Here is a 19,158-nt window from a genome sequence, read left to right as displayed (position 1 = left end):
ATTCTTTGGTTTTAGTTATCAATATTTTCTTTTAATTGATATATTTATATAAATTGAAAATATTAATTCACAGTTATTTATGTACAGCCATAGTACTGATTCTAAATTAATATTATTTAATTTTCAAATATAAACTATATTTATATAATATGAAAATATAATGAGCTAAGAAAATGGAAATGCAGCCAAATAAGCATAGTAAAAACCTTCTATTCTTCCCTGCGGAAACTTTTTTACCTTTAAGTTTTTACAATGTTCTACTAAGTCTTCCTTTGTTGCGAAACGATTTTTATACATTCGGAATAGTTCCAGTTCTGAGGCTCTATTATTAGCGGGATAATTGGGTTTCAATTCCTTAAATTCTGGGGTACTTAGCTTGATTTCTTTCAGATTTTTCAGATAATCAGCTAAAATAAAATAGGTCTGCACCGCTCCGTGTGTAACAATAAATTTTTCGCTTTGTAAAGGATTAAACTCAATCAATAATTCATCCTGACTTTTACCGATGTTTTTGTTAGTACAAAATGAGATATAATACGATTTTTCTAAATAGCCGTTGGCCACAATACGCTGCACAAAATTGGATAGACATCGTTCTTTATCTTTCGGCTCATCGTGGAATTTATGTTTGGAATACCCATCAAACATCACCGCACCATCGCCGTTTACGTTGCTGTAACAATGCTCTGGTCGGAGGTAAATTTCACATCGATAGGTCGCATTTTGCCTATCTCCAATAAATTTGAAAGCCCTTGGCCTTCGCTGATTTGAGTTCACATTTTTATTCATTGAGTGTTTTCTTACGAATTGAATTGTTTTTTCTTCCCCATTATAAAAAACAAAATTTACCTTTAACGTTATCTGATAACGTAACTTTGATAACGTTTTTTTGATAACTTTTTTGAATAAATATTGGAATAAGGGTAAACGCTTTGAATAACGCTTTTTTATTAAAAAGTTTTTTAGTCGAGAATCCCTAACCGAATAACATGGTATCGGGGCGGTAAAAAATGCCCAAAATTTGGGCAAAATTATCTCATCACTTGCATTTTATGCAGCTTGCGGAGGTGGGTTTTAGCATTGTAGCTATCAATACTAAAACCCCAAAAGTATGTAGTTTTTATGGGGGACTATGGCAGTTTCGGCAGGAAGGCTTTTTCATAATTTTGCGAATATGTTATTAAATTATTGTCTGATTTGCGGCTGTATAATTAATAATGTTTGAAAATAAATTAACATTGTTTTTAGTCAATGATTGAACTAAAAGCTCAAAGGCAAATTGAGTTATTTGATACTGGTTAGTATCTACGATTTCTATTAAAACTTTTGCTTTAAGGTCAATAATCATATCTATTAACTCTTTTGATAATTGAAAATCAGCCAATGCAGCCTGACAATCTGCTTCATTTTGAATATTGTAGGCTCGAAAATGAAAGATAAAATTCTCAAAATCGCTCATGTTTTTGGCGGTACTTATCATAGTATAATTGAGGTTTCGACAATATCATTTTTGATAATTTCAATCGTATTCAGAATTATTTTGAATATTCCACAAATTAGTATAATAGGCAATAAAATGGGCGAAAAAGCGAGCCATTGGCATAAGTATCCATAATTAACTTTCATAGTTTCGCTATTTTTTAAGTTTCTATTTCTTGTTTGAGATATATTCTTCAATCTCTTCTCTGTAAAAAATTACTGCTTTTCCAGGTTTATGAAAAGGAATTTCTTTGTTGCTTGTCAGTTGATATACATAATCAGGACTAACATCCAACATAGCTGCTACTTCATGCCGAGAAATTTTGGTTCGAGCAACCACCACCTGCTTAGATTGGAGTGCTTCGTTGACACCTGACTTAATGGCGTTTTGAAGCATATCTTGCAAATCGTTGAGCGTTATTTGAATTAATACAGTTGTTCCCATTGATAAATAGCTGTGTTTTATTGTGTAATTTTATACCAATCTGGACGCTCAATTTGTACAGATTTATCGAATGCTTCGAGAGCTTTCAAAAAATGTGGGTCAGAAACCCGACCCGTATGAGCATTGGTAATCATGGTGATGCCAACGTTATTATTAAACATTGGATTACTCGCAAGAAAGGCTTTTTTCCAACCTCTGTTTTTACTAAGTTTTTTCAGTAGCGTGTGAATGACCATTTTACGAGTTTTTACTTCTTCTTTTTCTTTTTGACGGATTTGGGCAATTGACGATGATAGCATAGATTTTTTTAGTAGGAAAATTTGATTTATAATCGTTATATACGTAATATTACGCTGTAATATTTATTACGTAATTATATTACGTATATATTTAATTTTTATAAATATATTATTTATTACGTTATTAAGAATAATAAAAACCCAATTAGTTACATAAAAACCCTATATTTAGAATGATTCCAAATAACACAAACGTAAAAGACCGCCTTAAAGAGTTGAGAGGTGAGCTGACACAAGCGGCATTTGCTGAGAAATTCGGTGTTGTGGCTGTTACAATTTCACAGATTGAGAAAGGTAAGCAGAATCCAAGTTGGGATTTAGCTCTGAGGATTTGTGAGGAATTTAATTGCTCAATGGATTGGCTACAAGGACGCTCAGAAACAAAACAAATTCAGGCGTTTGCTCCCGATGCTTTTAAAGATAAGTATTATGACTTATTGGAGAAAAGCAATGCTTTGAAAGATAAAATCATTCAATTGCAAGATGAATTGTTGGTAATTAATTTGAATAAGAACTTTTCTAAAATTGAGGTTAAGTAGGTATAGCTTTCATCAAATAATCAATAACTCCGACTCATTCATTATTTCAATAACTTTTGAGTTTTGTCCAGTTTTTTTGCAAATAAACTGGACATTTGGCTGTATTTGTGTTGTAAATGAAATAATATGAAAACGACTGAGTATATAGGCCAAAAGATTGAGAGACTACCCAAAGGCTATGTGTTTACCTATAAGGACTTTTTATCCGCACTGAATAATAAAGAAGCCATTATTAAAGCCCTTAATCGTATGGTTATTTCGGGTAAAATAGCCAAATTATCGAAAGGGAAGTATTATAAACCTGAGAATACAGTATTTGGCAAACTACAACCTAATCAAGACCAAATTGTAAAAGATTTATTAGAAAGCGAAGGAAAAACAATAGGTTATCTTACTGTATATAGTATTTTTAATAAATTAGTATTGACCACACAAGTTAGCAATACCATACAAATTGCCAAAAATGACATACGTCCTACTTTTAATCGAGAATACTACACTATTACATTTATCAAACAAAAAAATACTAACACAAAAGAGAATATTCCACTGTTACAAATACTTGATGCGATTCGTTACATCAAGAAAATTCCTGATTCGAGTACCACACAAGTATGCAAACAGTTTGTTTCTATTCTCAACACTTTGACTAATGAAGATAAATCTACTTTGGTGAGGTTGGCTCAAAAATATTCGCCAGCTACGAGGGCTTTATTAGGAGCATTATTAGAAGAAGTAGGAGAAAATTCTTTGACTATAACCTTAAAAAAATCACTAAACCCTATTACCCAATATAGACTTTCAGGGATAGAAAAAGTATTGTCTAACGCTGAAAAATGGAATATAAAATGATACTACATCTCTACAAATAACAATTCAGAGTTTATAACCTATTATAAAGAAAACAGAGCTTTTTTTTCAATCTGATACTATTGAAAATTGCTAACGATGATGTAGCAAGCTTTAAAAATAACAATTCGTGGCTTCAACATCCACCTCAAAATGCACTAATATTTACCGAAATTGATTCTTTATTGAATGGTTTGAAAAGAACTTATAATGGTTCTTTTCGCAACCTGGTCTTTGGTAACTTCCCAAAAGATGAACAAATTTTATTGACCCTTAAAAGGATAAAAGATATACTTTATTCTATTGAATGGGAGATTAAGTTTTAACTTTATATTATACGTTCTTTCATCAGAATTAAAACGTAACAATTACTTAGGTAGAGTGATTTTAGAAAAGCTAAAATCCTCCCACCTAAGTAAAAGTTACTCTCTCCAAATTCAAAAATCATTAAGCCGCCCCGCACAAAAAGGCACATTGCCAGCTTGCAGAAAAAGCAAACTGTCAAAGAGCCTTTCTTCAACGCTCCAGCGGGAAGCGGTCTGCATTACGTTTTCCCCACGCACATTTTTTCACACTTTGCATCGAAAATTACGAGAAATAGCCTGACAACTGCAAGCCTTCACCACGTCATTTGATTTTTTAGCTCTTCACAAACCCAACGCACCGTAAACCATCAAATGGGCTTGCAGTCTGGGGGCTACGCCCTGTCATTCTATTCTCGTGTGGTAATCGGCGATTGCTCGTGCGAGTGCCGGGCTACTAAATTTTAATCATTTATTACAATGAAAACTTCACAAACACCTCAAATTTATGTTGGAACTTACGCTAAATACAACAACGGCTCTATCGCAGGCGAATGGGTCGATTTAGAAATTTACGATACAAAAGATTCTTTCTTTGAATATTGCAAAGAGCTACATAGCGATGAAGACGATGCTGAGTTTATGTTTCAAGATTATGAGAATATTCCTAAAAAGTTGATTTCTGAATGCTCAGTGAGCGAAAAGCTATTCGATTACATTGAGACCATCAAGGATATGGAAGACGAAACAATTGAGGCATTAAGCTTATTCATCGGAGATAAAGACATCAATAAAGATACGAATTTTGATGAATTGATGCAAGATTTCAGAGATGAGTATCAAGGCTATTACGATGGCTCAGAAGGAACAGAAATTGAGTTTGCCTACAAATACATCGAAGAACATGGCATTTTGAATGAAATTCCAAAGTATCTACAAAACTACTTTGACTATAAGGCTTATGCCAATGACTTATTCATTGAAGACTTTGTAGAGTATGATGGCCACGTTTTCAGAAGATAGTAGGGAAGGGGAGAAATCCCCCCTTTTTGTTCAATCTGCCCAAAATAGTTAAATCAGAGCCTTCAAATATCCTTGTACTTGTTCATCTTCAAATGAACCTAAATACGCTTCGGTCGTGGCAATATTTGAATGTCCGAGCGATTGGCTGATAAATGGAATAGGAGCATCACTTCTTAATAAGATGGTAGCAAAAGAGTGTCGAGCGTGGTAAGTATTTACATCACCTTCGATACCCAGCTTTTCGGCAATACGATTAACCCATTTATTTGTAATTTTTATAAGCTGTCTTATCGTTTCCTTCTTTGCTCTCTCATTCATTGTTTCGTTGATAAATGGAAAAAGATAAGCCGCTGCATTTTTATCTTTATTTCCCCAACGCTCAATAATTGCAAAGCTTTCTGGAAAAAGGGTAATTGTGATTTTCTTTAAGTCCGATTTTTTCGTATTAGCTGTTTTTTTACGAACAAATTTTACTTGATTACCATTTACATCTCCCCAAGTGAGGCGACAAATATCCGAAAAATTCATGCCGTTTGACAAGTAACTAAAAATCCATAAATCACGACTTCTTTCCTCAAAGTTATTTGGCGAAGCTTCGTAAGTCATTATTTTTTTTACTTCTTCCTTCGTCAGAGCCTTTTTCTCATTTCGTCCAGAAGGTATTACGAAGCCTTTTTGAGTGAATGGATATAAGTCACGATTGACAATGCCTTGCCCGATGGCATCATTATAAACTGTTCGTAATTGACGTAAATAAATGCCCACCGTGGTTGAACTGGCAGGTGTTGCAATACCGTTTTTCTTTTGTGCTGATTTACCAAATTTCAACATCCATTTTTCATACTTCTGCAAAAGTATTGGCGTAATTTGAGCAAATTCCAAAAATGCTTTATCCGTACTTTTTTTATTTAAAATAGGCAAATTCAATTCATACCTTTCGTCGTTATTCAACGAAAAAAGAAATCTACTCAGCGAACCAGCCACTGTACGATAGAGGTCTGCACTACCAATTCTATCATTTTTTAGCATAGTTTGAGATTTATTTTCAAGGGCAATGAAAATGTTATTTGTATCTTTTTTAGTAATTTCTACACTAATTGTAGGCTTGCTAAATAGGTACTTAAAATCTTCAAAGGTAAAAGACTCACCCAGTTTTTCAATAATTGCTTTGGCTCGTTTCAAGGAGCTATTTTCATCATATAACTGATTATAGAGTTCAATGAATTTACTATCTCTCAATTTTGAAGACAGACCATTTTCATCTACATTCCTTTGCAGCTTTGCCCAATCGGTGGATAAAATCTTAATTCCTGTTGTATATAGCTTTTGTTCACGCTTGAAAGTGATTAGAATTTTGATAATTCCTGTACCTTCAATTTTCATTTGTCGAGTATCCAAAAACAGTTTAACCGTTGCTAATATCATGTTATTTTTAGTCAAAAATATGCAATACAATATGCAATACAAAGGTACTAAAACAACCTTAGACAAGCCTAAACAATAGAAGAAAAGTAGTGAAAAATGCCATTTTTTAGTAAAAACATAGGCAAAACGTAGAAAAAAGGAGTGTATGTAATATAAAACGCTCTGACTCATAATCAGTAGGTGCTTGGTTCGATTCCAAGTGGGCCCACACTTGGAAATATCTGATAATCAGTGTTTTATATAGAGAATTTCATTTATTGGAATTCTCTATTTTTTTTTGTTGCACAACAAAATGCACAACACCCTAATTGTTTTACTGGTTTTAAGTATAAATAATCTAAATTTTCCACATACATTTTCAGTAGTTTTTGGTTGAGGTAAACAGTCTCAAAAGATGTGGACAACAAAATACAATATAACCTCAATGTAGCTACAACACTAATACCAATCTGTGGTGTGAGTAAATCTTCCCTCTGATAATAAAAAAGATTTCTTCTGTAAGTTCAGTCTTCACCATTTCCACAGAATAAATTTGATTTTTAATTAACTCATCTTTTGAAATCATACATCTTGCCAAAAATGGATAATACACTCGTTTTAGCTCTCCTTTGGCATTTACTACCAATATTGAAAATGGGTCTCGGTTCAAAACTATTTGCCATGTTGTGCTGTACCCCAAAATTTAGACAGTTGCGATAATTGCAAACTTGTTTAAATTTACGGAATTATGAGCAAAAACAAACGCAGAAACTTCGGTGCCGAATTTAAGGCAAAAATAGCGATAGAAGCTATCAAAGAAACTCAAACGCTTTCAGAATTAGCCGATAATTACGAGCTACACCCTAACCAAATTAGAGAGTGGAAACAACTTTTTTTAGAGGGAGCAAGCCAAATATTTAGTACGGATGTTAATTAACGAAAAGAGCAACAAGAAGATGTATCGGTTTTATATGAGCAGATAGGTCGCCTGAAAGTGGATATAGAATTTCTTAAAAAAAAGTTATAGAGAAACCCTCGTTGGCACGGGTTAAGTTAGTTGAAAGAGAGCATCCATCAATTAGTCTTAGTCATCAATGCGATTTATCGCAAGCCAAACACATCAAAACCTAATAAAGAGTATGAAATTTATCCTTATTTGCTAAGAGGGCTGAAAATTATTCGACCTAATCAGGTATGGGCAACCGATATTACCTATATTCCAATGGCAAAGGATGCGGTCTTACCAGAATGGTTCAGATTTACAGAAGGGTTTAAAGGAATTCTTTGATTTTTACAACCAAAGAAGATTTCATCAAAGTTTAGACTATCAAACACTTGACAAGGTATATCATCAAGCCGCATGAGTTTTCCACACTTACTGACAAAAAAAAGAAGACTTTACAACTATAAAAGTAATAATTACTGTCTAAACAATAGGGTACACGTCAATCATTGATTCAAAAATTTTAGCAAATACGAGCTATACACAACCCTAAATGTTCATTTGTCACCAATTATTTCCTTTTAATAAATTTTTGGTCTTTTTATTGATATAGTATTATTTGAGTATAAACGCTTTAAAATGTACTGTTCATGTCATCAAGAAAACTTATCCCCCAATTTATTAAAATACATTTAATACTATTTCTGTATTTTGCCATCTTTGCAGAACTGTCTTTTGCAAATACGAACAAAATTATTAGAGAAATAGACCCATGTGCTGCTAATGTTCTAAAAAGTTATAACATTAGTAGCCCCCAATTTTTATGTTCTGACCCCAATATAAATGGATTCGTGTTTTCAATTGAAGGGCAAGATGTTAGTACGGGATATTACATTTTAAAACCTAACTCTAAACCGATTTTGGTTGAATACACTGATGAAACTTTTAGGTTGGAACTAACAGTAGTGATGAAATCAGATATAACGAAAGAGTATCTGATTGAAATGTCTGGGTCTGTAAAAAGTATAAATATACCTGAAGTTGGCTTGACACCTGCTCAAAATTATTGTGCAAGTATAAACACTGAAGGATGGGTGTTTTATAACCGTTTTTTAATGAGGCTCACTGGTAAAAATGCAAACGCAGGACAATTATTTGAGTTTAATTCGCCCCAGAGTAATGGTCATACCTTTCAAATTGGTCAAGGGGCAAATACGTGGCAACCAACTTTAGGTACTGGTCTGTGGTTTGATAATGCAAACACACATGGTGGAACTGCAACAATCAAAGGTGATTTACAAATATCTCTGGCACCTTATGAATGTTGTAAGAAGTCTATTTGTGTACCTTTTACAATTATGAAAAATAATTAGTGGATCTGCAATTAGTAAATGCCTAAAGGTATATTTTTTTAGGCCTCTTTATTTGAACACTATCAGACTTGAATAAAAGAGTTTTGAATAATTCCAATTTTCGTTAGTTAATCTTCTTATCAAATAAAATTTGGTTCTTTATCTCCATTACATGTTTACTACATACAATTCTGAAACAAAAATACATTTGCAATAAATTGGCCAAGTTTATTCCTGACTTGTATGATACTAAAAAAAAGAGACTGTCCTTTTCGAGACAGTCTCTTAAATAGAAAATTTTTATTTGTTGTTTTACAAAGCCGCTACCGTACGCTCTACAAACTTAGTCAAATCAGCACCAGTCAACATTCCTTGAGCTAATAATCCTAAATCGTATAATTGCTTCGTTAGAGCTTTTTGAACACCTGCATCTTCTGTTTTTAGCAATTTAGCGATCAAACTGTGGTTTGAATTAATTACCACATTATTCGGCATTGGCATTGAGCCAAACATATCACCTTGGCCGCTGATGCGTTGCATATCTTTCCAACGACGCATAAATTCTGGCTGTACGATTGTTACAGGAACTTCATCGGCCGACAAAGATTCTAACTGAATCGTATTAGCTCCTGCCACTTCTTTAAATAGCTCTTCTACCTTTTTCTTTTCATCATCGCTCAAGACACTTTCGAGGTTCAATCCTTTATCAATCAATTTGTCGATGCTATCAGAGTCAACACGCTTGAAAGTTGTTTTTTCGAGTTTCGATTCTAAAGCATTGATAAAGTGGGCATCCAAAGGTGAATCCATCACTAAAACATCATATTCACGCTTTTTGGCCGATGCAATAAATGCATCTTGTTGGTTTACATCATTGGCATATAAGAACACCACACTTTCATCTTTGTTGGTTTGAACTGCCTGTACTTTCTCACGGTATTCATCAAGTGTAAAGTGCTTATTATCAGTGCTTTTCAGTAAGATAAATTCTTTGGCACGGTCGTAGAATTTATCGTCCGATACGATTCCGTATTTCACGAATACACCCACACTTTCCCATTTTTCTTCAAAACCTACACGGTCATTACGGAAGATTTCTTGTAGCTTATCGGCCACTTTCTTCGTGATGTGTGAATTAATTTTCTTCACATTACCGTCGGCTTGCAAATAGCTTCGAGAAACGTTAAGCGGAATATCTGGTGAGTCAATCACCCCGTGAAGCATCTGCAAGAATTCTGGTACAACATCTTTCACATCATCAGTGATAAATACCTGACGGCTGTATAATTGTACTTTATCACGATTAAGCTGGAAGTCTTTTTTGATTTTCGGAAAATATAAAACACCCGTCAAATTGAACGGATAATCAACGTTGAGGTGAATCCAGAAAAGTGGGTCTTCGCCAAATGGATATAATTCTTTGTAGAACGCCTTGTAATCTTCATCGGTTAATTCTGACGGAGATTTTGTCCAAATTGGATTTGGATTATTGATTACTTTTCCATCAAATTCTATTTCGACTGGTAAGAATTTAGCATATTTTTCAAGAATTCCGCTGATTCTGAAATTATCTAAGAACTCTTCTGAGTCGGCCGCAATGTGTAAGATGATGTCAGTTCCACGTTCTGCTTTTTCGGCTTCGGTAATTTCAAACTCGGTGCTACCATCACAAATCCAACGTGCGGGAGCATCATCACGGAATGATTTTGAGATAATTTCTACGTTTTCGGACACCATAAATGCCGAGTAAAAACCTAAACCAAACTGACCTATGATTTGGTTAGTATCTGGCGTATCTTTGTATTTTTCTAAGAATTCTTTCGCTCCTGAAAATGCAATTTGATTGATGTATTTCTTGATGTCTTCGGCACTCAAACCAATTCCTTTGTCAGAAATAGTAATTGTTTTTGCTTCTTTATCAACCGAAACTTTGATAGTCAAATCGCCCAACTCGCCATCGAATTCGCCCATTGAAGACAATTTTTTTAATTTTTGTGTGGCATCAACGGCATTTGAAACCAACTCACGTAAGAAAATCTCGTGGTCAGAATAAAGAAACTTTTTAATGATTGGAAAAATATTTTCCGTGTTAATCGAAATTGTACCTTTTTCAGCTACCATAATATGTTTTAATGTATAATGTAAAGTGAATAATGCAAAACAGACGTTTTTACATGAAAAAGTCAGCGAAACCTATCTCATCAAAGGCTGTTCCAAAGCACAAAAAACTGACAGATTGTCAGATATAAGTTAACAGTCGGCAGTCAATAGTCCACCATAGACTGCTTGAAAAGTATAGTTTAAGGCTGATTAACTCGCTAAACATCGTTCATCGTCTAAATATTTTCTACAAACTGACTAAAAATAATTATGTAAGGTTTTATACTAATTTTGCTCAAAATAATGTTTATTCGGTTAATTAGTTTTATTAAAACCAACCACAAAAACAACCGTGAAAAAATTTCTTATTATTTGTTCATTTCTTGCTATTGTTTCAGAATCTTTTGCTCAAGCCGAATACCATACGCCGTTCAGATGGGATATTGGTATGCACTACGCTCGCCCTAAGAACTATGGTTTTGGCTTGGGAATTTATACCGAACCAAAATATTTAGTCAATGATAATTTATCAGTAGGCTTGCGTTTGGAAGGAACTGTATTGGGACGTTTAAAAGTAAATGCTTCATCAGACAACGGAGGCTCATTGGGCTGGGTAAGTTCGCTTCTGGCCATTTCAGATTACCATATCGGCGAAGGTCATTTCCGACCGACAGTTGGACTTGGTGCTGGACTTTTCCGCCCAACGGCAGCATCGTATAGTCAAGGCGAAATGTATCCTGATTTGGCTCGTGGTAGCAAATTTGGGGTTTCGCCACGTATAGGCATTGATTTATGGCATTTCAGATTTTCGGCTGATTATAATTTTATTTTTGGTCAAAGAAATCTAATTGACGGACAAAAAATTGACCTTAATCAAAATCACCTCACTATCAAGATGGGAATTTTCTTTGGAGGTGGTTTGAGACAGGAATAGTTATTGGTGAACTGCGGGGCCACCCGTGCGGTTATTTGTTATTGGTTTTCTTCTTTTTGCGAGCGAAATGTGGCACATCTTAAAGGATGTGCCACATTTATTATTCCTTCCACCAAAAAGGTTTTTGTGGCGTTCGAGTTGGACCTTCTATACATTCAGATGTAGCTCCAAAATGATTGGGGTTGGGTTTGCGTCCCAATAAACCAATTGGAGTTATTTTTCCCTGTGCATTTTCTCGACTCAGCCAATATTTTATTGTATTGGCACTTCCTACCATGAAAAAACCTGCTACTGGTTCATCAGTTTTTGTTAGGTTTCGTACATTTCCGATGATGGCAGCAGGTGGAGTATCGACCAATGTTCCTGTTCGTTCAGTTTGTTCAGAAAGTATTTTTAAGAATCTATATGCTTCTTCTGAAATAGCCAGTTGTTTGATTTCAACCAAAGCACCATCGTAATTATAATAAGGAATTTGGGCTACGAGTTTATTATAAACGGTTTTTCCATTGGAATAGATATCACTAAAAATATTCCAAGTGTCGTTACGTAAAATTTCCCAGCAGTTTTGGCGGCAATAATAATCAACCGAAAATTCTGTATGACATATAAACTGACGTTCCCAAAGTATCCAGGACCAAGTATAATAATTTTGTTCGTTGGCAGGATCTTGAAAATCGACGTATAGATTATTGCTTGGAACTTTACCAGATTCTTTAATAATCCCATCTGTCACAAATTCGTCATGAAGTCTGTCAACTTTTATACCTTTTGGCATTATTTGCTCAGTTGATTCGTATTTTGTGCCATCTGGTTTCTGAAAAATAATTTTGTACGAATTTCCATTTTTCGCTCTAAAACTTTCGGGCAAAGCATAAATGCCTTCTCCTTGATGGGTCAGCGAAATCATTTCTTTTCGATTGACCAAAATATCGACTTTCAGGTTAATAACTGGCTCACGAAAAGCAACATCCTCTTTAGCAATCGATTGATAAATACTAATTTTTTGCTGAATGTCTTCGTCAGTAAGAGTGGCATCAACTACCAACTTATTGAGTGAGTTTTCGGAGAGTGTTTCAAAAGGTTCGACACAAGCACAAGCCCAAACGGTCAGTAGAGTAAAAAGTATTTGTTTGTGCTTAGACATTGGTTTAGTAGGCTATAAATCAGTAATTTAAGTATAAACAAAATTAGAGAGATTTTAACCGAATTATTGAAGTTCTACGCAAATTTTTACGAAAAAACATAAAAATTTGAATCAAAAATATACCTTTGCGAATAAGATTAACAAGGATTTTGGCCGCTGTGAAAGATAACTCTCAAATAATCACGATTAAAGACATAGCAAGAAAGTTTAAATGCTCGCCTTCAACAGTTTCAAGGGCATTGAACGATAACCCCGTGATTAATGAAGAAACCCGAAAGACGATTCAGGAATACGCCGAAAGAATGGGCTATCAGCGAAACATCATTTCGTTGAGTTTACTCAATAAATCGTCAAAAACATTGGGCGTAATTCTGCCGAATATTAATCATTTTCATGAATCTTCGATGCTCGAAGGACTACAATCTACTTTTCAGCCACTCGGATATTTGCTCAATATTTGTGTAACCAACGAAAGTTACGAACTCGAAAAACAATACATCGAACGTCTTCTGGCCAATCGAGTAGATGGTATTTTTCTGTCAATTTCACAAGAAACTTACGATGGCGGGCATTATGAACATATCGAAAAAGTTATTAGAAGAGATATTCCGTTGGTGTATATCGACCGAAAATACGATGCCGCTTTGGCCAATGGCGTAATCGTTGATGATTACGACGGTGCATTTATGGCTACTCAACATTTAATAGAAATTGGTTGCCGCCGAATTGCTCATTTGCGTGGCCCAAAAGGTTTAACGGTTTCAGAGTATAGATTTAATGGCTACCGAGATTGTTTGCTGAAACATAATTTACCAATAGATGAAACTTTAGTTTGCACAACTAATTTTGAAGTGGAAAGTGCCATAGAACCTACCAAATATCTATTGGATTTACCCGAAAGACCCGATGCCATTTTTGGTGTAAACGACCATGTTTGTATCGGAGCGATGTCGGTTATCAGAGAGCGTAATCTGCATATTCCGCAGGAAATTGCACTTGTTGGTTTCGATGATTCACCCATTGCCCAATATTTTTCTCCGCCATTGAGTTCTGTACAGCGTCAAAGTCGGCAAATTGGTTTAGCAGCTTCAGAACTTCTTTTGGGGCAGTTAAACAATAAAGTGCTGGATAGTAAAGTTTTATCTTCAAAACTCGTTATTCGGGAGTCTTCAAAAAGATAGAGGTATTCTCCTGCAAACTGGCTATTAAATAACTTCCACTTAATTTCAATTCACTAATGAAAAAATCCATCGGCTTACTCTTGGCGGTATTCCTGTTATCGCTTTGCTCAAACGCACAAGTTACCTTCTCAAACGAAAAACCCAAATCTGGTGAAACTATTCAGTTTATCTACAAGCCATCAGTCAATCTTTCAAAATCGAAGTTGATTAAAGCTCAAGTCATTCTTTTAGAGTCAAACTCTCCAATGAAATCAAAACCCTTCTCGATTGATTTAACTCAAGAAGAAAACATTTGGAAAGGAAGCCTAACATTAGAAGAAGACAAACTGGGCATTTTGATGACCCTCCTTGACCCAAATTCTAGTGAAATGGATAATAATGATAAAAATGGCTATGCTGTATTAGTCTATGATACAAATGATTCTCCTACAAAAGGAGCTTATGTTGGGTTGGCAATAGCTAAAAATATTGGCTACTATAATCTATCTTTTAACCTAAAAAATGATTATTCTGAGCAGGTTGAACTTTATGAAAAAGACTTTGCAAGATTTCCTGACTTGCAAGAAAAAACTTGGATACCCTACTATTGGACAATCAGTGGACGAAATAAAGAAGGAGATAAAGAGTTGATTGAAAGAGGATTAGATAGTCGTTTGGGGAATTCTCAAACACTCAGCGAAACGGAAATGAGCAGCGTCATCCATCTTTATCGACAAATTGGGAAAAAAGATAAAGCCATGCCAATAGCTAAGGCTTTGATTGAAAAATCACCTAAGGGAGAATTTGCTCAATTTGAAAAATATACTCAAATTTGGCAAGAGCCTGATGCTGGAAAGCGAATGAGACTATTTGAAGATTTTGAAATAGCGATGCCAAACTCTACTTTTTTTCCAGAATTAGGGTATTCAGTCATACATGCTTATATCGATACAAAAGAAATTAATAAACTAAAAAATGGTATTGAAAAATATGTTATTCCTGCACCAGCCCCAATAGCATCGAAAGCCGATACCTACAACTCAATTGCATGGAAAATGGCAGAAGCCAACTGGGAATTAAACGTTGCTAAAGAGTTTTCCGATAAAGCAATAGAACTACAACTCATAGAAAAACAACAAAATGATACAAAACAAACTTCCACAGCACTTCATTCGTACTATGACACCAATGGTTATATTTTAGATAAACTCGAAAAAAAGCAGGAAGCCTACGAAGCTTTTAAAAAAGCAATACCCGCAGAAATAGAAAATACACAATTTGAAGTAAATGAAAGATTCATTCTATCTGCTTATCAAACTAAACATTTGGAAGAGGCACAAAGAATGGGAGAACTTTTCATGAAAGAGGCAAAATCAACCGAAAAAATAAAAGAAATTTTAAAAGAAATCTACATCAAGAAAAATGGCAAAAAGGGGCTAAATAACTACATTTCATCGCTTGAAACCATTATGAAAGCCAAACAGAATAAAGACATAATGGCAACCATGATTGAAACAGATGCAGCACAATTTGAACTTAAAGACCTCATGGACAATATGGTTAGCTTAACTTCTCTAAAAGATAAAATTGTAATTCTTGATTTTTGGGCTACTTGGTGCGGGCCTTGCCTTGCATCAATGCCAGGAATGCAAGAAGTGCAACAAAAATATAAAGATAACCCAAAGGTAAAATTCTTATTTATTGACACATTGGAAGATAATGAAGATTATTTATCGAAGGTCAAGAAACTAATTTCTGATAAAAAATATGATGATTTGACCGTACTTTTAGATGTTGATAGTAAATTAGTAGCTAAATATAAAGTAGAGGGAATTCCAACTAAATTCGTAATTGACTCCAATGGAAAAATTCGTTTCAAAAGTGTTGGTTACAGCGGCAACAAAGAAAATTTGGTAAACGAACTTTCTTTAATGATTGATACTTTATTAAGTCAAAAATAAAATTCAACCTAAAAACAAAATAATGCAAAAACAAATCTTAATTTTCACATCTACGGCAGTATTGCTGCTATATGTGGCTTGTCAGAAAACACCAAACGAAGCACCAATACCTGTCAGTACGCCCACGATACCAACGGTAGAAGTGGAATACAAAATTGATAAATCGGCACCCGTTTGGGCCGATGAATTTGAGTATAAGGGCTTACCTGATTCAAAAAAATGGGGCTATGACATTGGTGGCGATGGTTGGGGAAATCAAGAAAGTCAATATTACTCAAAAGAATTAAAAAATGCTCGTGTCGAAGATGGGAAGTTAATTATTGAAGCCATTAAAGAAAGGTATGAAGGCCGTAATTATTCTTCGGCTCGCTTGGTAAGTAAAGGAAAAGGCGATTTTTTGTACGGTAGAATTGAAATAAAAGCTAAACTACCTAAAGGGCGTGGCACATGGCCTGCCGCTTGGATGCTGGCTACTGAGCAAAACTACGGAACGCAATACTGGCCCGATAATGGAGAAATCGACATCATCGAACACGTTGGTTTTGACCAAAATCGTGTTCATGGAAATATTCATACGAAAGCCTTCAATCATTCGATTGGGACCAATAAAGGCAATAATGTAGTGGCAGAAAGCGATGTATCAGATAATTTTCATATATATGCCTGCGAATGGCTACCAGATAAAATAACAATTGAACTGGATGGAAAACCGTATTTTACATTCAATCGCCCAAGTAAACTTTGGCAGGAATGGCCTTTTGATAAGAAATTTCACATTCTACTCAATATTGCGGTTGGCGGTAGTTGGGGCGGTCAACAAGGCATCGACGATAGCATTTTCCCACAACGAATGGAAGTTGACTACGTGAGAGTTTATCAGGCGGCGAAATAAATAAAAATGTCATCCGAAAAGATTTTCGGATGACATTTTTATAACATTCCACATTAATCATTAACAATTAAACATTACCTATATCCAATCAATACCTTTTTTCAATAAGCTCAACGTACGTTCTTCGGGGCTATTGGCTTGTGGTTTGTAATCATAAACCCAATTGGCCACAGGCGGCAAACTCATCAAAATCGACTCGGTACGACCATTGGTTTCAAGACCAAATTTTGTGCCTCTATCCCAAGCCAAATTAAACTCTACATAACGCCCTCGACGTAGCATTTGCCACGTTTTTTCTTCTTCTCCATAAGGTATCTGAGCATTTTTTGCCATCAAATGCGTATAAATCGGAGCAAACGATTCGCCAACTGATTTTACGAAATCAAAAGTTTTAGATTTCTCATCTGTATCTTTGGGTTTCAGATAATCAAAGAAAATTCCTCCTACTCCACGAGTTTCTTGGCGGTGTGGAATATAAAAATAATTATCGGCCCATTCTTTATATTTTTTGTAGGCATCGGCATCGTGTTTATCACAAGCATTTTTGAGTTGTTCATGAAACCAACGAGCATCTTCATCAACCACATAATGTGGTGTAAGGTCAATGCCACCACCAAACCAAGAAATACCATTTGACATCTCGAAGTAACGAACATTCATGTGAATAATCGGCACCATCGGACTTACAGGGTGCTGCACGATACTTACGCCCGTGGCAAAATAATCTGCCTTTTCGTCGAGTTTTAGCTGTTTTTGCAAAGCATCAGAAGTTTCACCCGTAACGACCGAAAAGTTTACTCCACCTTTTTCTATGATATTTCCGTTGGTGATTACACGAGTTCGGCCTCCACCACCACTATGATGCTGCCAATTATCTTCTTGAAATTTGCCTTTTCCATCGGTAGCTTCGAGGTCTTGGCAAATATTATCTTGGAGGGTTTTGAAGTATTCGGCAATATTTTCTTTGGATAACATAAGATTCTTTTGAAATTTTGTAACAAAGTTAGGTCAAGATTAGTCAGGTTTACAAGAATAATGTAATTACGAATTGCAAATTACGAATTACGGATTTTATAAAATCCTAAAAATCAATACTTTAACTATTAAATAAGCATTTTATATTTAAAACAAAGCAGTGAATGAGCGAATATCTTTTTTCGATATTCGTCATTCTTCATTCTAAAATCGTCATTTAATTCATGTTTTCATTAAATAAAGTTATTCGTCCGCACATACTTACACTTGCTCCATATTCTTCGGCTCGTGATGAATATTCGGGCAGTGAAGGTACATTTCTCGATGCCAACGAAAATCCTTTTGGTTCGGTAATTTCGGGAAACTACAATCGTTATCCAGACCCTTACCAGTCGGTTGTGAAGGAAAAACTGGCAACGATAAAAAAAGTACGTCCAAGTCAAATTTTCTTAGGAAATGGCTCAGACGAAGCCATTGATTTGGTGATTCGTGCCACTTGTGAGCCTCAGCAAGATAATATCTTGATTTTGCCACCAACCTACGGAATGTATAAAGTTTGTGCCGATGTGCAAAACGTTGCCGTAAAACAAGTGCCACTCACGCCCGACTTTCAAGTAGATACGAAAAAAGTACTCGAAACGGCCGATGCAAATACAAAAATTATCTGGATTTGTTCACCCAATAATCCATCGGGCAATATCATCGAACGAGCTTCTATTTTACATATTTTAGATAATTTTACCACTGGTTTAGTGGTGGTTGATGAAGCCTACATTGATTTTGCCACTGAAGAATCGTTTACGCAATTATTGGATAAATACCCAAATTTGGTGGTAATGCAGACATTCTCGAAGGCTTGGGGCTTAGCAGCTTTACGACTCGGAATGGCTTTTGCTTCGGAAGATTTGATTAAGATTATCAATAAAATCAAATATCCTTATAACCTCAACGGCGTGACTCAAAAACTGCTTTATGCCGCTTTGGGGAAAGAAGAGAAAAAAGATAAATATGTAAAACAGATTCTGAAAGAGCGTAAACACCTGCACAAAAAATTATCAGAATTGAGCATCGTTCAGCACATTTACCCATCAGATTCTAACCAACTTTTGGTAAAATTTACTGATGCAAATGCTGTCTTTCATTATCTGATTGACCAAAAAATCATTACTCGACTTCGTTCAAACGTACTTTTATGCGATAACTGCATTCGTATTTCGATTGGTACTAAAAAAGAAAATGAGATACTTTTGAAGGCTTTGAAGAAGTATTAAGGTAAACATCTTATCTGATAAATCTCTAACTCAATATCATTATGGGGTTAGAGATTTTTTTTTATACACAACCTTCTAACCCCATT

General features: G+C 35.0%; 18 protein-coding genes and 1 pseudogene. 11 read left to right on the top strand and 8 right to left on the bottom strand.

What is annotated here, in order from left to right; genetic code table 11:
* Positions 1-165 precede the first annotated feature (165 nt).
* The 4 genes from A6M55_RS15485 to A6M55_RS15470 all read right to left on the bottom strand — a co-directional run bounded on the left by A6M55_RS15485 (position 166) and on the right by A6M55_RS15470 (position 2,223).
* On the bottom strand, positions 166-777 hold the full coding sequence (locus tag A6M55_RS15485; protein ID WP_229235551.1) for a hypothetical protein: 612 nt from the start codon (positions 775-777) through the stop codon (positions 166-168).
* A 403-nt stretch (positions 778-1,180) separates the two neighbouring features.
* On the bottom strand, positions 1,181-1,459 hold the full coding sequence (locus A6M55_RS15480) for a hypothetical protein (protein WP_156511084.1): 279 nt from the start codon (positions 1,457-1,459) through the stop codon (positions 1,181-1,183).
* 189 nt (positions 1,460-1,648) lie between these two features.
* Entirely contained in the window at positions 1,649-1,924 is a 276-nt protein-coding gene (locus tag A6M55_RS15475) for a helix-turn-helix domain-containing protein (RefSeq protein ID WP_064198424.1), read from the bottom strand.
* Positions 1,925-1,941: 17 nt separating this feature from the next.
* Complete coding sequence (locus tag A6M55_RS15470) at positions 1,942-2,223, bottom strand: hypothetical protein (protein ID WP_064198423.1); 282 nt, start codon at positions 2,221-2,223, stop codon at positions 1,942-1,944.
* Positions 2,224-2,396: 173 nt separating this feature from the next.
* Here A6M55_RS15470 and A6M55_RS15465 point away from each other — a divergent pair, with 173 nt between their 5' ends.
* From A6M55_RS15465 to A6M55_RS15450, 3 genes are all read left to right on the top strand, one after another.
* Positions 2,397-2,762, top strand: coding sequence for a helix-turn-helix domain-containing protein (locus tag A6M55_RS15465; protein ID WP_064198422.1), 366 nt, complete (start codon positions 2,397-2,399; stop codon positions 2,760-2,762).
* A 126-nt stretch (positions 2,763-2,888) separates the two neighbouring features.
* Positions 2,889-3,614 (top strand): DUF6088 family protein, encoded by a 726-nt coding sequence (locus A6M55_RS15460; protein WP_064198421.1) that lies wholly within the window; start codon positions 2,889-2,891, stop codon positions 3,612-3,614.
* 779 nt (positions 3,615-4,393) lie between these two features.
* On the top strand, positions 4,394-4,936 hold the full coding sequence (locus A6M55_RS15450) for an antirestriction protein ArdA (protein WP_064198419.1): 543 nt from the start codon (positions 4,394-4,396) through the stop codon (positions 4,934-4,936).
* A gap of 48 nt (positions 4,937-4,984) precedes the next feature.
* On the opposite strand, the gene A6M55_RS15445 is transcribed toward A6M55_RS15450, so the two are convergent.
* A complete protein-coding gene (locus A6M55_RS15445; protein WP_064198418.1) occupies positions 4,985-6,361 on the bottom strand; it encodes a site-specific integrase in 1,377 nt (458 codons plus the stop codon).
* A gap of 727 nt (positions 6,362-7,088) precedes the next feature.
* Here A6M55_RS15445 and A6M55_RS15435 point away from each other — a divergent pair.
* The 3 genes and pseudogenes from A6M55_RS15435 to A6M55_RS15425 all read left to right on the top strand — a co-directional run bounded on the left by A6M55_RS15435 (position 7,089) and on the right by A6M55_RS15425 (position 8,656).
* On the top strand, positions 7,089-7,277 hold the full coding sequence (locus A6M55_RS15435; protein ID WP_156511083.1) for a transposase: 189 nt from the start codon (positions 7,089-7,091) through the stop codon (positions 7,275-7,277).
* Between the two features lie 153 nt (positions 7,278-7,430).
* Positions 7,431-7,580 (top strand): annotated as a pseudogene (locus tag A6M55_RS17715) (IS3 family transposase); the annotation flags it as partial.
* Between the two features lie 353 nt (positions 7,581-7,933).
* Positions 7,934-8,656 carry a hypothetical protein gene (locus tag A6M55_RS15425; protein WP_064198415.1) on the top strand — a complete coding sequence of 241 codons (723 nt, stop codon included), beginning with the start codon at positions 7,934-7,936 and terminating at the stop codon, positions 8,654-8,656.
* A 291-nt stretch (positions 8,657-8,947) separates the two neighbouring features.
* On the opposite strand, the gene htpG is transcribed toward A6M55_RS15425, so the two are convergent.
* Positions 8,948-10,756, bottom strand: coding sequence for a molecular chaperone HtpG (htpG, locus tag A6M55_RS15420; protein ID WP_064198414.1), 1,809 nt, complete (start codon positions 10,754-10,756; stop codon positions 8,948-8,950).
* A 331-nt stretch (positions 10,757-11,087) separates the two neighbouring features.
* Between htpG and A6M55_RS15415 the strand changes: the two genes are divergently transcribed.
* A complete protein-coding gene (locus A6M55_RS15415) occupies positions 11,088-11,669 on the top strand; it encodes a hypothetical protein (protein WP_064198413.1) in 582 nt (193 codons plus the stop codon).
* 100 nt (positions 11,670-11,769) lie between these two features.
* Here A6M55_RS15415 and A6M55_RS15410 read toward each other — a convergent pair whose 3' ends face one another.
* Positions 11,770-12,813 carry a DUF4249 domain-containing protein gene (locus A6M55_RS15410; RefSeq protein WP_064198412.1) on the bottom strand — a complete coding sequence of 348 codons (1,044 nt, stop codon included), beginning with the start codon at positions 12,811-12,813 and terminating at the stop codon, positions 11,770-11,772.
* A 125-nt stretch (positions 12,814-12,938) separates the two neighbouring features.
* Here A6M55_RS15410 and A6M55_RS15405 point away from each other — a divergent pair, with 125 nt between their 5' ends.
* The 3 genes from A6M55_RS15405 to A6M55_RS15395 are packed head-to-tail and all read left to right on the top strand — an operon-like array spanning position 12,939 to position 16,826.
* Positions 12,939-13,994 (top strand): LacI family DNA-binding transcriptional regulator, encoded by a 1,056-nt coding sequence (locus A6M55_RS15405; RefSeq protein WP_229235550.1) that lies wholly within the window; start codon positions 12,939-12,941, stop codon positions 13,992-13,994.
* 56 nt (positions 13,995-14,050) lie between these two features.
* Positions 14,051-15,934, top strand: coding sequence for a TlpA disulfide reductase family protein (locus A6M55_RS15400; protein WP_064198411.1), 1,884 nt, complete (start codon positions 14,051-14,053; stop codon positions 15,932-15,934).
* 22 nt (positions 15,935-15,956) lie between these two features.
* Positions 15,957-16,826, top strand: a complete 870-nt coding sequence (locus A6M55_RS15395) for a family 16 glycosylhydrolase (RefSeq protein WP_064198410.1) — start codon at positions 15,957-15,959, stop codon at positions 16,824-16,826.
* Positions 16,827-16,904: 78 nt separating this feature from the next.
* On the opposite strand, the gene hemF is transcribed toward A6M55_RS15395, so the two are convergent.
* A complete protein-coding gene (gene hemF / locus A6M55_RS15390) occupies positions 16,905-17,801 on the bottom strand; it encodes an oxygen-dependent coproporphyrinogen oxidase (protein ID WP_064198409.1) in 897 nt (298 codons plus the stop codon).
* Between the two features lie 224 nt (positions 17,802-18,025).
* On the opposite strand from hemF, the gene hisC reads away from it, so the two are divergent.
* Entirely contained in the window at positions 18,026-19,072 is a 1,047-nt protein-coding gene (hisC, locus tag A6M55_RS15385) for a histidinol-phosphate transaminase (RefSeq protein ID WP_064198408.1), read from the top strand.
* The last annotated feature ends 86 nt before the right edge of the window (positions 19,073-19,158 follow it).

Source organism: Emticicia sp. MM (genome assembly GCF_001649495.1).
The sequence above is the reverse complement of the archived record's forward strand: the minus strand, read 5'-3'. Positions and strand labels throughout refer to the sequence as shown.

Bases quoted from the DNA above. Each gene is read 5' to 3' on its own strand.
- A6M55_RS15480 (WP_156511084.1), bottom strand. From the start codon at position 1,459: ATGAGCGATTTTGAGAATTTTATCTTTCATTTTCGAGCCTACAATATT.
- A6M55_RS15475 (WP_064198424.1), bottom strand. From the start codon at position 1,924: ATGGGAACAACTGTATTAATTCAAATAACGCTCAACGATTTGCAAGAT.
- A6M55_RS15470 (WP_064198423.1), bottom strand. From the start codon at position 2,223: ATGCTATCATCGTCAATTGCCCAAATCCGTCAAAAAGAAAAAGAAGAA.
- A6M55_RS15465 (WP_064198422.1), top strand. From the start codon at position 2,397: ATGATTCCAAATAACACAAACGTAAAAGACCGCCTTAAAGAGTTGAGA.
- A6M55_RS15460 (WP_064198421.1), top strand. From the start codon at position 2,889: ATGAAAACGACTGAGTATATAGGCCAAAAGATTGAGAGACTACCCAAA.
- A6M55_RS15450 (WP_064198419.1), top strand. From the start codon at position 4,394: ATGAAAACTTCACAAACACCTCAAATTTATGTTGGAACTTACGCTAAA.
- A6M55_RS15445 (WP_064198418.1), bottom strand. From the start codon at position 6,361: ATGATATTAGCAACGGTTAAACTGTTTTTGGATACTCGACAAATGAAA.
- A6M55_RS15435 (WP_156511083.1), top strand. From the start codon at position 7,089: ATGAGCAAAAACAAACGCAGAAACTTCGGTGCCGAATTTAAGGCAAAA.
- A6M55_RS15425 (WP_064198415.1), top strand. From the start codon at position 7,934: ATGTCATCAAGAAAACTTATCCCCCAATTTATTAAAATACATTTAATA.
- htpG (WP_064198414.1), bottom strand. From the start codon at position 10,756: ATGGTAGCTGAAAAAGGTACAATTTCGATTAACACGGAAAATATTTTT.
- A6M55_RS15410 (WP_064198412.1), bottom strand. From the start codon at position 12,813: ATGTCTAAGCACAAACAAATACTTTTTACTCTACTGACCGTTTGGGCT.
- A6M55_RS15400 (WP_064198411.1), top strand. From the start codon at position 14,051: ATGAAAAAATCCATCGGCTTACTCTTGGCGGTATTCCTGTTATCGCTT.
- A6M55_RS15395 (WP_064198410.1), top strand. From the start codon at position 15,957: ATGCAAAAACAAATCTTAATTTTCACATCTACGGCAGTATTGCTGCTA.
- hemF (WP_064198409.1), bottom strand. From the start codon at position 17,801: ATGTTATCCAAAGAAAATATTGCCGAATACTTCAAAACCCTCCAAGAT.
- hisC (WP_064198408.1), top strand. From the start codon at position 18,026: ATGTTTTCATTAAATAAAGTTATTCGTCCGCACATACTTACACTTGCT.